Consider the following 12,758-nt stretch of genomic DNA (forward strand, 5'->3'; position numbering starts at 1 on the left):
TCGTCATGGACGTCAAACTCGTTGCCCGCACGCTCGACCTGTTCGAGCTGTTCGCCGCCGAACGGCGGCCGCTGCCGCTCACCGAACTCGCGCGCCTGCTCAACGTGCCGGCGTCGAGCTGCCTGGCGATGGCGCGCACGCTCGTGAGCCGCGGCTATCTGTACGAGGTGCGCAAGCGCGGCGGCTACTATCCGACGCGGCGCCTGCAGACGATCGCCGCCGCGATCGACGCGCCCGATCCCGTCGTCGACATCGTGCATCCGCATCTCGTCGCGCTGCGCGACGCGAGCCGCGAGACGGCCGTGCTCGGCAAGATCCAGGGCGCGTCGGTCACGTATCTCGACGTCGTCGAGTCCGAGCAGGCGATCCGCTACACGCGCCAGCCGGGCGAGCTGCGTCCGCTGCATGCGAACTCGATCGGCAAGGCGATCTTCGCGGAGCTCGCGAGCGACGCGCAGCAGGCGCTCGGCGCGCAGCTGTCGTTCGAACGCTTCACCGATGCGACGGTGGCCGACCTGCCGGCGCTCGTCGCGCAGACCGCACGGTTTCGCGAACTCGGCTGGGCCGAGAACCTCGCCGAGAGCGCGCCCGAGCTGTCGGCGATCGCGGTCGCGCTGACGCTCGACGGCGACTGGTACGGGCTGTCGGTCGTCGGGCCGACCGAGCGGATCCGCCAGCATCGCGACATGCATGCGGCGCTGCTGGTCGACGCAAAGGCGCGGCTGCTGGCCGAGCAGGGGCGGGGCTAGCAAGCGCCGCGAAGCAGGGCGCAGGCAGTTTCGGCGGCCGTTCGCCGCGATGCCGGGCGGCATCCGGGAGCGGCCGTGGCGCGTCACGCGCCGGTGGTGCGCCGCCGCCTCATGACTTCACCCACACGCCGCCCGCGCTCGGGTTATCGCCCTGCGTCCACCCGTTCGCGCAGTATTTCGCGCTCTGGTACGTGACGCACGTGCCGAAACGCGAACCGGGCGATTTTTCCGCCTGGTTTCAGCCGGATGGTCAGCCGCGCGTTGCGCGGCGACGCTCAACGATACCAGCGCGGCGTGTAGACCCACTCACGCCCGTCGCCGATTGCGAAACGCCGCGTCGTCGACGAGCCGACGATCACCATCGTGCGCATGTCCACCTGATCGCTGCGCAGCGCGCCGAGCGTCGTCGTCGTGAGCGTCGCGCCGGGCCGGCCGATATCGCGGCCGAGCACGACCACCGTGTCGGCCGCGCGATGCGCGCGCACCGCATCGAGCGCGCGGTCGAGCTGCCACGGCCGTGCACGCGAGATCGGGTTGTAGAACGCCATCACGAGATCGGCTTGCGCCGCGTGCCGCAGGCGCGTCTCGATCACGTCCCACGGCTTCAGGTTGTCCGACAGCGAGATCGCGCAGAAATCGTGGCCGAGCGGCGCGCCGGCCTGCGCGGCGGTCGCGAGCGATGCCGATACGCCGGGTTCGACGCGCAGCTCGACCGCGGCCCATCGCGGGTCGCGTGCTTCGTCGAGCGCTTCGAGCACGGCCGCGGCCATCGCGAACACACCCGGATCCCCCGACGAAACGACCGCGACGCGCCGGCCTTCGGCCGCCAGTTCGAACGCATGGCGCGCGCGCTGCATTTCCTCGCGATTGTCCGTGCCGTGGACGCGCTGGTCCGCGCGGAACGGGCCGGCCATCGTCACGTAGGTCGTATAGCCGAGGATGTCGGTGGCTTGCGCGAGCGCGGTGCGCGCGGCGGGCGTGAGCCACGCCGCATCGCCCGGGCCGAGGCCGAGCACCGTCAGGCGGCCGCGTGCACGGCCGAGCGTCGCGGGATCGACGGGTTGCGTCGCGACCGCGCACGCGAGGCCGTCGGACGTTGCGCGCAGCGTGTGCGCCACGCGCAACGTCGAACCCAGCAGGGCAGCAGCATCGGCGTCTTCGTCGGCATCGACATCGGCGAAGCGCAACGGCACGCCCAGCGTTTGTGCCGCCGCTTCGACGCGCGCATCGCCGAGCAACGACGCCGGGGCGACCAGTGCGGCGAGCGCCAGCCGCGCGAGCCCGTGCGTATCGAGCAGCGCGTCGATGCGCCCGGCAAGCGAAGCCGACGCATCGGCCTGCACGCCGCGCGCCTCGATGCCGACCACCACGCTGCGCGGATGGATCACGAGTTCGTCGCGCGCGCCGCGCCACGCATCGGGCGTCACGCGGATCGCATGCGCGGCCGCAGCGTCGCGCGGCAGCGCGACGTCGTCGAGCCATGGCGCCGCGCCGTCGATGCGCGTCGCCGCACCCGCGAGCAAATCGGACACGAAGCGCTTGCCTTGCTGGAGATCGGCGAGCGCATAGCCGTCGGGCGGGTTGAGCACGCACGCGCCGAAGCGCCGCTCGCCGCTCGTCGTGATCGCGGGCGCGACGCCGAGGCATTCGGCGATTTCGCGCGCGATCACGTTGACGCCCGTCAGCCCGCCGAGCAGCGGCACGACGGCCGAACCGTCTTCCGCGACCGCGAGCACCGGCGGCTCGACACCCTTGTCGGCCAGCGCCGGCGCGACGCAACGGATCACGATGCCGGCCGCGCACAGCGCGACGATCGGCAGGCCGCGCGCGTAAAGCTCGCGCAGGTGCGCGCCGAGTTCGTCGAACGGCACGTCGGCCTCGACGCGCGACGCGAGCCCGTGCACGACTGCGCTCGGATAACGCGCCTGGATGCGCCGCGCGGTATCGAGTGCACCCGCGCCGAGAATCACGATCGCGGGCGGAGTCGTCATCCTTGCCATTTTTCCCCCGGCACGACGAGCAGCGAGAAGTACGGCGACGCCATCGGATCGACTTCGTCGAGCGGCACGATGCGCTGCGCCGCCATCGTCGCGCGCTCGACGTACAACGCGCGCTTCGCGAGCCCCAGTTCGTCGAGCACGCGCCGCACCTTGTCGAAGTTGCGGCCGAGCTTCATCACGACGGCCGCGTCGGCCTGCGCGAGTCGCGCGCGCAATTCGTCCTCCGGCAGCACGCCGGACAGCACCGACAGACTCTGGTTGCGATAGACGAGCGGCTGGCCGAGCACGGCCGTGCCGCCGAGCATCGCGCACACGCCCGGGATCACTTCGGTGTCGTAGCGCGGCGCGAGGCGATCGTGCAGGTACATGTACGACCCGTAGAAGAACGGATCGCCTTCGCAGATCACCGCGACGTCGCGCCCGGCGTCGAGATGCGACGCGACGATCGCGGCGGCCGTGTCGTAGAAATCGGCGATCACGGTCTCGTAGCAGAGCGGCGGCGGCAGCGCCTCGGTCGTCACCGGATAGACGAGCGGCAGTTGCGTCTGCGCATCGAGCAGGTGCGCCTCGACGATCCCGTAGGCATTGCCCTTCTTGCCCTTCGCGACGAAATACGCGACCACCGGCGCGGCCTGCAGCACGCGCAGCGCCTTGATCGTCATCAGTTCGGGGTCGCCGGGGCCGACGCCGACCCCGAACAGGCGTCCGCGCGGGGCCGTCATTCTGCCTCCGTCGCGAGTGCGTTGACGGCGGCTGCGGCCATCGCGCTGCCGCCGCGGCGGCCAAGCAGCGCGACGTACGGCACGCCGCGGCTGTCGGCGTCGAGTGCCGCCTTGGATTCGGCAGCGCCGATGAAGCCGACCGGAAAGCCGAGGATCAACGCGGGGCGCGGCGCACCGGCGTCGATCATGTCGAGCAGGTGGAACAGCGCGGTCGGCGCATTGCCGATCACGACGACGCTGCCGGCCAGATGCGGGCGCCACAGTTCGAGCGCCGCGGCCGAGCGCGTGTTGCCGAGATGCCGCGCAAGGTCGGGGACTTCCGGTTCGCCGAGCGTGCAGATCACGCGATTGCCGGCCGGCAGCCGCGCGCGCGTGATGCCTTCGGCGACCATTCGTGCGTCGCACAGGATCGGCGCGCCGGCCGCGAGCGCCGCGCGGCCCGCCGTGCCGGCGCCGGCCGAGAAGCGCAGGTCGTAGGCCACATCGACCATCCCGCACGCGTGGATCACGCGCACTGCAAGCTTCTCGAGATCGGGCGGAATCTGCGACAGGTCGGCCTCGGCGCGGATCGTCGCGAACGACTGGCGGTAGATTTCCTGCCCGTCGCGAATATAGTCAAGCATCGGTGGTGTCCTGGCTGTGCCGCGCACCCGTCAGTCGGTCCGCGGCCTGGTCAATCGTCAGATGGCGCGCGAGCGGGGCGCCGAGGCCCGCGGCGGCGTCGCGCCGGTAAAGGTCGTAGCGTCCGGGCGCGACCGCGACGAGGGTATGCATCGCGGGATGCGGCAGCGCGCAGTGGCGCTCGCACCCGGTCAGGTGCATGTCGACCGGATGGCCGACGCGCGCGGCCAGCGCGAGCGCATCGTGTTTCGTATCGGCGCGCGACTTCGCGCAGCCCGCGCTGCCGGTGCAGGCGACCAGCGCCGCCAGCGGGTCGGACGTCGTGCACACGAGGCCGATCGACGCGAGCGCGTCGAGCATGGCTGGCGTGCGTTGGTGCCGCACGCCGTGCACGAACACGCCTTGCCACGGGGTCATCGACAGCGTGCCGTCGCCTTCCGCGTCGGCGAGTGCCGCAAGCCGTTCCAGTTGCGTTGCGTCGAGCCGGCCGAGCACGAACTGCGCGCCGACGCTGCAGCGACCCGCATCGCGCGACGGCCTTGCACCGAAACGCAGCGCGGCGTCCGCCTGCTTGCGCCGCCAGCTGGCCAGTGCCGGATCGGCATCGAGCGGGAAGGGCGCGTAATACTGCGCGCGCTCGCGCAATGCGCATGCGCCGCCGGTCGCGAGCAAAGCGCGCATCCGCGTGACGCCGGCCGGTGCGAGATCGAGGAACGCGAGCAGTAGTGCGCGAGCGAGCGCGACGGTCTGGTCCGGCGCGACGTCGAACGAAGCGGACGGATCACCGGGCGCGACCGGCGGGCAGCCTGCCAGGCCCGCGGCGATGCGGACCGCGCCGTCGCCTCGACGCCACGCGGCGAGCCAGATGTCGTGCGGATGATCGAGCGCCGCGACCGATTCGCCGCCGTCGAGCTGGATCGAGAATTTCGGCGACACCTCGCCGCGGCGCGGCTCGTGCGTCAGCATGTCGAGCAACGGCAGCGCGAGTGCGCGGCTGTCGAGCAGTGCCTCGGGATCGCGCCCCGCGAGCGGGCTGAGCATCAGGTTGCGGACGTCGTCGCGCGCGGCGAGCGCGGCCCGGTCGTCGGCGGCATCGCCGGCGCGCGCGCGCGGGCCCAGGCCCGCGTCGAGCAATGCGTCGGCCAGCGTATCGGCCGCGCCGTCGCGGATGCCGCGCAACTGGAGATTCGCGCGATTGGTCGCGTCGATCGCGCCGGAGCCGCAGGCGCGCGCGGCAGCGGCGATCGCACGCGCCTGCCGCGCGTCGATCAAGCCGCCCGGCAGCTTGATCCGGCACAGCCCGCCGTCGGCGGCCGCGACGACGCGCACGAGCCCCGGGCAAGCCGACGGGCGCACGACGGGCGACGCAGGAATGGAATCGGGGGCGGAACTCAACGGGATACCGGGGCAGTGTCGGGCCGCGGCCAACGTATCGGTACACCCCGCCCGACGCCGACTGGCACGCACGCACTTTCATGCCGGCAGGTCTCCTGGCTGACAGGTCGGCGCCGGCTCCCGGCCTTCCCGGTGAAACCAGTGGCATGAGGGGGAGATCGGCTCGCTGTCTACAGTTGCGGGGGCAGCCACAGCGGCGCGGTGCGCGCCCTGTGTTCCCTCTTCGGCCCCGAAGGGCACCGGCGAACGAACGGCCGTAGGATACCCGATTTCACCAGCGCTTCGCGACCGCCGAGCGGGCTCCGTGGCCGAAGCGAAATGCGGCCCGGCGTCGGCGGCCCTCGCAGATGAAACGCGCGGTGGAACACGGTACCATGCCGACTTTCGCAATGCGGACGGCCGCACCGGCGCCATCACGGCCGCCGTGCGGCGACTCGATGGAACCGGACGATGGGGAAGGGTGCATGACGGCGTGGCTGACGGTAGTGGGCATCGGCGACGACGGCTACACGGGGCTCGGGCGCAGCGCGCGGCGCGCGCTGCTCGAGGCGACGCAGGTCGTCGGCGCGAAGCGGCACCTCGACATGCTGCCCGCGCGGCTGCGGGCCGAACGCACCGCGTGGCCGTCGCCGTTCGACCTGTCGGGCCTGCTCGCGCGGCGCGGTTCGCCCGTCTGCGTGCTGGCGAGCGGCGACCCGATGCTGTTCGGCGTCGGCGCGACGCTCGCGCGCGAACTATCTCCCGACGAATGGCGCGTGCTGCCCGCACCGTCATCGCTGTCGCTGGCGGCCGCGCGGCTCGGCTGGGCGTTGCAGGACGTCGGCGCGGTGTCGCTCGTCGGCCGGCCGCTCGCGACGCTCGCGCGCCATCTGCTGCCGGGCCGGCGCCTGTTCGTGCTGAGCGCCGACGGCCGCACGCCGGCCTCGGTCGCGGCCGAACTCGCCGCGCGCGGCTTCGGTCCGACGCGCATCAGCGTGTTCGAACACCTCGGCGGGCCGCTCGAACGGCGCATCGACGGTCTCGCGCAAGACTGGAACATCGACGAAACCGCCGCGCTCAATCTCGTCGCGCTCGACTGCCAGGCCGGCCCCGATGCGCCGCGCCGAGCCCTTACGCCAGGCCTGCCCGACGACGCGTACCGCCACGACGGCCAGCTCACCAAACGCGACATGCGCGCGCTGACGCTCGGACGCCTCGCGCCCGCACCCGGCGAACTGCTGTGGGACGTCGGCGCGGGTAGCGGCTCGATCGGCATCGAGTGGATGCGCGCACATCCGTCGTGCCAGGCAATCGCGATCGAGTCGCATGCGGAGCGGCAGCGCTTCATCGAGCACAATCGCGACGCGCTCGGCGTGCCGGGCCTGCAACTCGTCGCGGGGCGCGCGCCCGCTGCGCTTGCCGGGCTTGCGACGCCCGACGCGATCTTCATCGGCGGTGGCGCGACCGCGCCCGGCGTGCTTGCCGCGTGCTGGTCGGCGCTGAAGCCCGGCGGCCGGCTCGTCGCGAACGCGGTCACGCTGCAGGGCGAGCTGGCGCTCGCCGCGTGGCGCGATATTCACGGCGGCACGCTCACGCGCGTGTCGATCGCGCACGCCGAACCACTCGGCCGCTTCGACACGTGGCGGCAGCCGTTGCCCGTCACGCTATACGACGTGCGCAAACCCGATTCCACGGCACCGGACCTCGCGGACCGCACGTGATGCGCGACGAAACCCCCGAACAACCGGCGCCGCTGCGCTTCGGCTATACGACCGGCAGCTGCGCGACCGCGACGTCGCTCGCGGCCGCGCGCCTGCTGCTCGCGGGGCGCGCGGTCGACGCCGTCGAGATCGTGCTGCCGAAGGGGCAGCGCGTGTTGATGCGGCTTGCGTTCTGCAGGACGACGGCCGACGGCGCGGAAGCCGGCACGATCAAGGATGCCGGCGACGATCCGGACGTCACGCACGGTGCGCTGGTCTTCGCGCGCGTCGCGCTCGCGGCGGTGCCCGGCGTGCGCTTTCACGCGGGGCCGGGTGTCGGCACCGTCACGCGCGCCGGACTCACGCTGCCGGTCGGCGAACCGGCGATCAATCCGGTGCCGCGCCAGATGATGACCACGCACCTCGACGCGCTCGCGGCCGAATTCGCCTACGCAGGCGGCTTCGACGTGACGATCGGCGTCGAGGGCGGCGAGGCGCTCGCGCTGAAGACGATGAACCCGCGTCTGGGCATCGTCGGCGGATTGTCGATCCTCGGCACGACCGGCATCGTGCGGCCGTTCTCGTGCTCGGCGTACATCGCGTCGATCCACCAGGGCATCGACGTCGCACGCGCGAACGGGGTCGCGCACATCGCCGCGTGCACCGGTAACGCGAGCGAGGATGCGATGCGCGCGCATTACGGCCTGCCCGACATGGCGCTGATCGAAATGGGCGATTTCGCCGGCGCGGTGCTCAAGCACCTGCGCCGCGCGCCGGTCGCGCGCCTGTCGATGTGCGGCGGGTTCGGCAAGCTCAGCAAGCTTGCGGCAGGCCATCTCGACCTGCACAGCCGCCATTCGAGCATCGACCTGCCGCTGCTGGCGCAGTGGGCGGCAGAGGCGGGCGCGAACGCGGCGCTGCAAGCCGCGATGCGCGCGGCGAACACCAGCCAGGAAGCGCTGAAGCTCGCGCAGGCCGACGGCGTGCCGCTCGGCGACATCGTCTGCGCGCATGCGCTGCGGGTCGCGCGCGACATCGTGCCGCCATCGGTCTCGGTCGAGATGTTCGCGATCGACCGGCAGGGCGGCTTCGTCGGGACCGCACGATGAGCGCGCGCATCCTGCTGCTCGGCGGCACGGGCGACGCGCTGAAGATCGCACGCGCGCTCGGCCCGCAGCACGTCTACAGCCTCGCGGGCCTCGGCAAGGTGCCCGACGACTTGCGCTGCGAAGTGCGCGTCGGCGGCTTCGGCGGAGCGGCGGGGCTCGCCGCGTACCTGCATGACGCCGGCATCGGCCTCGTGATCGACGCGACGCATCCGTATGCCGCGCGAATCAGCGCGAACGCGGCGGCCGCCGCGCGCGACGCGGGCGTGCCGCTGTGGGCGCTGCGACGCGCGCCGTGGGCGCCGCAACCCGGCGACGACTGGAGAATGGTCGACGATTGGGCCGGCATCGAGGCCGCGCTCGCGCCGTTCCGGCGGCCGCTGTTCACGCTCGGCCGCGAACCGCTCGCGCATCTCGACGAAATTCCGCCGCACCAGTTCTGGCTGGTGCGCTGCCTCGATGCGCATCCCGGCAACGCGCGCGCGCAGGTCCTCGCCGCGCGCGGGCCGTTCACGCTCGACGGCGAGCGCGCGCTGTTCGCGCTCGCGGGCATCGACGTCGTCGTCAGCAAGAACAGCGGCGGCGCCGCGACCGAGGCCAAGCTCGACGTCGCGCGTGAACGCAGGCTTCCGGTCGTGATGCTGCGCCGGCCGACGCTGCCCGACGCCGATCGCGTGTTCGACTCGGCCACCGCGCTGCTCGATGCGCTCGACCCGGCCGCGCGTGCGTGATGCCGCGCGACCGGCTGCCCCATGAATTGACGGAGATTTTTCGATGACGGTGTATTTCATCGGCGCGGGCCCCGGCGACCCGGAGCTGATCACGGTGAAGGGCCAGCGTCTCGTGCGCACGTGCCCGGTGATTCTCTACGCAGGCTCGCTCGTGCCGCCGGCCGTGCTCGACGGCCGTCGTGCGGAGCAGGTCGTCAATACGGCCGAGCTCGACCTCGATGCGATCGTCGCGCTGCTCGCCGATGCGCATGCGAAAGGCCAGGACGTCGCGCGCGTGCATTCGGGCGATCCGTCGCTGTACAGCGCGATCGGGGAACAGATCCGCCGGCTGAAAGCGCTCGGGATTCCGTATGAAATCGTGCCCGGCGTGACGGCCACGGCCGCGTGCGCGGCGACGCTCGGCGTCGAGCTGACGCTCCCCGGTGTCGCGCAGACGGTGATCCTCACGCGCTTCGCGGGCAAGACGACGATGCCGGAAGGCGAAGCGCTCGGCGCGCTCGCCGCGCATCGCGCGACGCTCGCGATCCATCTCGGCGTGCGGCATCTCGCGCGGATCGTCGACGAAGTGCTGCCGCATTACGGGCCCGCGTGCCCGGTCGCGGTGATCTACCGTGCGAGCTGGCCCGACGAGGAGCGTGTGACCGGCACGCTGGCCGACATCGTCGGCAAGGTGCAGGGCACGCGGATCGAGCGCACCGCGCTGATCCTGATCGGGCGCGTGCTCGATGCGGAAGGGTTTGCGGATTCGACGCTGTATGCCAGCGGCAGTTGATTGCGTGCGCACGGAACGCGAGGCACTTCGCGTTTCGAGGCATCGCGACGACGGGGTTTCTCGCGAGCCGGCCCGCTGATCGACGCCCTCGATCGAACGGCGCCCACCGTGCGACCCGGCGTGACTGAGCAACAACCGGCAGCCGCGCGAAGGCCACGATCCGGGTCAACGCCTTCACGCGCGGCGTCCCACCCGCGCTAAGCCCCCGCAACGCGCCGCGCGAACTGCGGCGCGAACCCCGCCGCCAGCGCGAACAGCGCGACGCACAGGCAAGCCATCGCGACCCACGCGGGCGACAGATCCGCGAGATGCTGGCGCACGACGCCCGCCGCGAACGGAAACAGCCCTGCGATCAGATAGCCGACGCCCTGCACGAACCCCGTCAACGATGCCGCATCGGCCGGGGTCGCCGCATGATCGACCGTGACGATCAGCGACAACGGAAACAGCGCGCCGATACCGGCACCCATCAGCAGCGCAGCCGGCAACGCAAGTGCCTCCGGCGCGGCCAGCATCACCAGCAGCCCCGCGAGCAGCGACGCGATCGCCGCGTGCAGCGCGGGCCGGCGATCGGGCAGGCGGTCGATCATCGCCGAGATCGCCAGCCCCGCGACGACTTCGGCGAGCGTCACGCCGCCGAGCAGGCTGCCGGCCGCGGTCGGCGACCAGCCGAGCCGCATGTAGTACGGCGGCAGCCATGCCAGCACGAGGGTGTAGGCGCCCGTCGCGATCCCGAAGAACATCGCGAGCCGCCACGCGCGCGGCGAGCGCGACGGCCGCGCCTGCACCATCGACCCCGACGTCGGCCCGGACACCAACGCGTCGCCGCCACGGCTGGCCAGCGGCCACGCGAGCGCCGCGAGCGCGGCCGGCAGCGCCCAACCCGCGAGCGCGACCAGACAGCCCCAGCGGGCCGCGGCGAGCGGCGCGACGACGCTCGCGAGCACCGCACCGCCCATGATCGACGTCGAATAGACGCCCATTGCGCCGCCGATCCGCGTCGAGAAATGTGCCTTCACGAATCCCGGCAGCAACGCCTGCACCATCGCGATCCCGAGGCCCGCGCAGCATGCACTCGCGAGCAGCAGCCACGCGTGCTGCGCGCCGAGTCGCGACGCGCACGCGAAGCCGATCAGCGCGACGCCCAGCCAGACGCCGCCCGCGATCCCCGTCACGCGCTGCAGCCGGCGCGCGCTCAGCGCGCCCAGCCCCATCAGCAGGATCGGGATCGTGGTCAGCAGGCTCGCTGCGCCGTCGCCGATGCCGGTCGCGCGCTGGATCATGTCGAGCAGCGGACCGATCGCGGCCAGCGCCGGCCGCAGGTTCAGTCCGACCAGCACGATCGCGGCAAGCCGCCATCCGGGGGAAGTGAAGCGATTCATGGAATGGCCCTCGTTATCGGTGCACGACACCTCCGTCAGAGGTGCCGCGCGTTTTCATGTAAAGTATCTCGACATCAAGATAAATGCGGATTTATCTCGACGTCAAGATAACTGGTGAGCCGAGGAGGGTTAATGGATCGAGCCGCGCATGCGCTCGCGCAATGGCGCATCGAGCGTCCGGATCTGGACGCGTCGTCGATGCTCGTGATGGGACGGCTGCAGGAGGCCGCGCTGGTGGTCGCACGCGACGGCCTCAATCCGTTGTTCGCGCGCTACGGGATGCAGCCGGGCGAATTCGACGTGCTGGCGACGCTGCGGCGCAGCGGCGCGCCGTTCGCGCTGACGCCGACCGCGCTGTACGACGCGCTGATGATGTCGTCGGGCGGGATGACCGCGCGCATCGACCGGCTGCAGAAGGCCGGTTGGGTCGAGCGCCGGCCGAACCCGGCCGACGGCCGCGGCACGCTCGTCGCCCTGACCGACGCCGGCCGCGCGCTGATCGACGATGCGGTGGTCGCGCACGTCGACAATCAGCGCGCGATGCTGGCCGCGCTGTCGGAGGCGGAGCAGGCGCAACTTTCGGCGTTGCTGGAAAAGCTGCTGGCGGGATTGCGGGAAGGGGCGTCGGCGTCGGCCGAAAAATAGCGCCGCCGAATCGTCAACGTCGAATGAACGCAGCGGGCGGAAAACGAAATCACCCAAAGGATGCGGAAGAATCGCCCGCCGCGGGATGCGGCGGGCCACGCGGAGCGCGGCCGCAGGGTGCGCCCGCTGCGCGGCTCAGCCGCGTGCCGGGATGTTGAGCCCGCGCGCGACGGCCGGACGCGCGACGAACGCATCGAGTGCCCGCGCGACATGCTTGAATTCAGCGAAGCCGACGAGGTCGCCCGCTTCGTAGAAGCCGACGAGGTTACGCACCCACGGGAAGATCGCGATGTCGGCGATCGTGTACGTGTCGCCCATCACCCACTTGCGGTTCGCGAGATGCGCATCGAGCACGGCGAGCAGACGCTTCGATTCGGCGACGTAGCGGTCGCGCGGACGCTTGTCTTCGTAATCGCGGCCCGCGAACTTGTGGAAGAAGCCGACCTGCCCGAACATCGGGCCGATGCCGCCCATCTGGAACATCACCCACTGGATCGTCTCGTACCGGCCCGCGGGATCCTTCGGGATCAACTGGCCCGTCTTGTCCGCGAGATAGATCAGGATCGCGCCGGATTCGAACAGCGGCAGCGGCCGGCCGTCGGGGCCGTTCGGATCGATGATCGCCGGGATCTTGTTGTTCGGGTTCAGCGACAGGAATTCGGGCGACAGCTGGTCGTTGGTGTCGAAGCGCACGAGGTGCGGCTCGTACGGCAGGCCGGTTTCCTCGAGCATGATCGACACCTTGACGCCGTTCGGCGTCGGCAGCGAATACAGCTGCAGACGGTCGGGATGCTGGGCAGGCCATTTCTTCGTGATCGGGAAGGCGGACAGATCGGGCATGGAGGTTCGCTCGTCAATGTGGAGGATCCGCGCTCCGCCGTCCTGCCGCGTATCGCTTGCCGCCCCTGCCACCGCGGCAGCAACGGGACGAGCACTTCGACAGGCGGGCGGAGCGC

Annotated in this window: 12 protein-coding genes and 1 riboswitch; of the genes, 6 read left to right on the forward strand and 6 right to left on the reverse strand. The window is 71.5% G+C overall.

The genetic code is table 11. The annotated features are described in order from the left end of the window. Positions 1 to 5: 5 nt before the first annotated feature. On the forward strand, positions 6 to 749 hold the full coding sequence (locus WS75_RS22820) for an IclR family transcriptional regulator (protein WP_059683384.1): 744 nt from the start codon (positions 6 to 8) through the stop codon (positions 747 to 749). A 275-nt stretch (positions 750 to 1,024) separates the two neighbouring features. On the opposite strand, the gene cobJ is transcribed toward WS75_RS22820, so the two are convergent. From cobJ to cobG, 4 genes are read right to left on the reverse strand one after another with little or no spacing between them, the layout of a single operon-like run. Further along, positions 1,025 to 2,740, reverse strand: a complete 1,716-nt coding sequence (gene cobJ, locus WS75_RS22825; RefSeq protein ID WP_059683386.1) for a precorrin-3B C(17)-methyltransferase — start codon at positions 2,738 to 2,740, stop codon at positions 1,025 to 1,027. Beyond that, the gene (locus WS75_RS22830; RefSeq protein WP_059683388.1) at positions 2,737 to 3,471 is read right to left on the reverse strand and encodes a precorrin-2 C(20)-methyltransferase; all 735 of its coding nucleotides are present in this window, start codon (positions 3,469 to 3,471) and stop codon (positions 2,737 to 2,739) included. Before WS75_RS22830 ends, cobJ begins: the two co-directional genes overlap by 4 nt. After that, positions 3,468 to 4,094, reverse strand: coding sequence for a precorrin-8X methylmutase (locus WS75_RS22835; protein WP_059683390.1), 627 nt, complete (start codon positions 4,092 to 4,094; stop codon positions 3,468 to 3,470). Before WS75_RS22835 ends, WS75_RS22830 begins: the two co-directional genes overlap by 4 nt. After that, the gene (gene cobG, locus WS75_RS22840) at positions 4,087 to 5,448 is read right to left on the reverse strand and encodes a precorrin-3B synthase (RefSeq protein WP_059683392.1); all 1,362 of its coding nucleotides are present in this window, start codon (positions 5,446 to 5,448) and stop codon (positions 4,087 to 4,089) included. Before cobG ends, WS75_RS22835 begins: the two co-directional genes overlap by 8 nt. A 107-nt stretch (positions 5,449 to 5,555) precedes the next feature. Then, positions 5,556 to 5,746: riboswitch (cobalamin riboswitch) on the reverse strand. 205 nt (positions 5,747 to 5,951) lie between these two features. Here cobG and WS75_RS22845 point away from each other — a divergent pair. The 4 genes from WS75_RS22845 to cobM are packed head-to-tail and all read left to right on the forward strand — an operon-like array spanning position 5,952 to position 9,775. Next, positions 5,952 to 7,187, forward strand: coding sequence for a bifunctional cobalt-precorrin-7 (C(5))-methyltransferase/cobalt-precorrin-6B (C(15))-methyltransferase (locus WS75_RS22845; RefSeq protein ID WP_059683730.1), 1,236 nt, complete (start codon positions 5,952 to 5,954; stop codon positions 7,185 to 7,187). After that, positions 7,187 to 8,275 carry a cobalt-precorrin-5B (C(1))-methyltransferase gene (locus WS75_RS22850; RefSeq protein WP_059683394.1) on the forward strand — a complete coding sequence of 363 codons (1,089 nt, stop codon included), beginning with the start codon at positions 7,187 to 7,189 and terminating at the stop codon, positions 8,273 to 8,275. Before WS75_RS22845 ends, WS75_RS22850 begins: the two co-directional genes overlap by 1 nt. After that, complete coding sequence (locus tag WS75_RS22855) at positions 8,272 to 9,003, forward strand: cobalt-precorrin-6A reductase (protein WP_059683397.1); 732 nt, start codon at positions 8,272 to 8,274, stop codon at positions 9,001 to 9,003. Before WS75_RS22850 ends, WS75_RS22855 begins: the two co-directional genes overlap by 4 nt. Positions 9,004 to 9,046: 43 nt before the next feature. Beyond that, positions 9,047 to 9,775: a precorrin-4 C(11)-methyltransferase gene (gene cobM / locus WS75_RS22860; RefSeq protein ID WP_059683400.1), complete on the forward strand. Its 729-nt coding sequence runs from the start codon at positions 9,047 to 9,049 to the stop codon at positions 9,773 to 9,775. Between the two features lie 197 nt (positions 9,776 to 9,972). Here the strand turns inward: cobM and WS75_RS22865 are convergent, their stop codons facing one another. Then, positions 9,973 to 11,157, reverse strand: a complete 1,185-nt coding sequence (locus WS75_RS22865; RefSeq protein WP_059683402.1) for an MFS transporter — start codon at positions 11,155 to 11,157, stop codon at positions 9,973 to 9,975. 132 nt (positions 11,158 to 11,289) lie between these two features. Between WS75_RS22865 and WS75_RS22870 the strand changes: the two genes are divergently transcribed. Further along, entirely contained in the window at positions 11,290 to 11,802 is a 513-nt protein-coding gene (locus WS75_RS22870; RefSeq protein WP_059683404.1) for a MarR family winged helix-turn-helix transcriptional regulator, read from the forward strand. Between the two features lie 135 nt (positions 11,803 to 11,937). On the opposite strand, the gene WS75_RS22875 is transcribed toward WS75_RS22870, so the two are convergent. Further along, complete coding sequence (locus WS75_RS22875) at positions 11,938 to 12,642, reverse strand: glutathione S-transferase N-terminal domain-containing protein (protein WP_059683406.1); 705 nt, start codon at positions 12,640 to 12,642, stop codon at positions 11,938 to 11,940. Positions 12,643 to 12,758 lie beyond the last annotated feature (116 nt).

The sequence above is a fragment of the Burkholderia sp. FL-7-2-10-S1-D7 genome (assembly GCF_001524185.1).
GTDB classification, from domain to species: domain Bacteria; phylum Pseudomonadota; class Gammaproteobacteria; order Burkholderiales; family Burkholderiaceae; genus Burkholderia; species Burkholderia diffusa.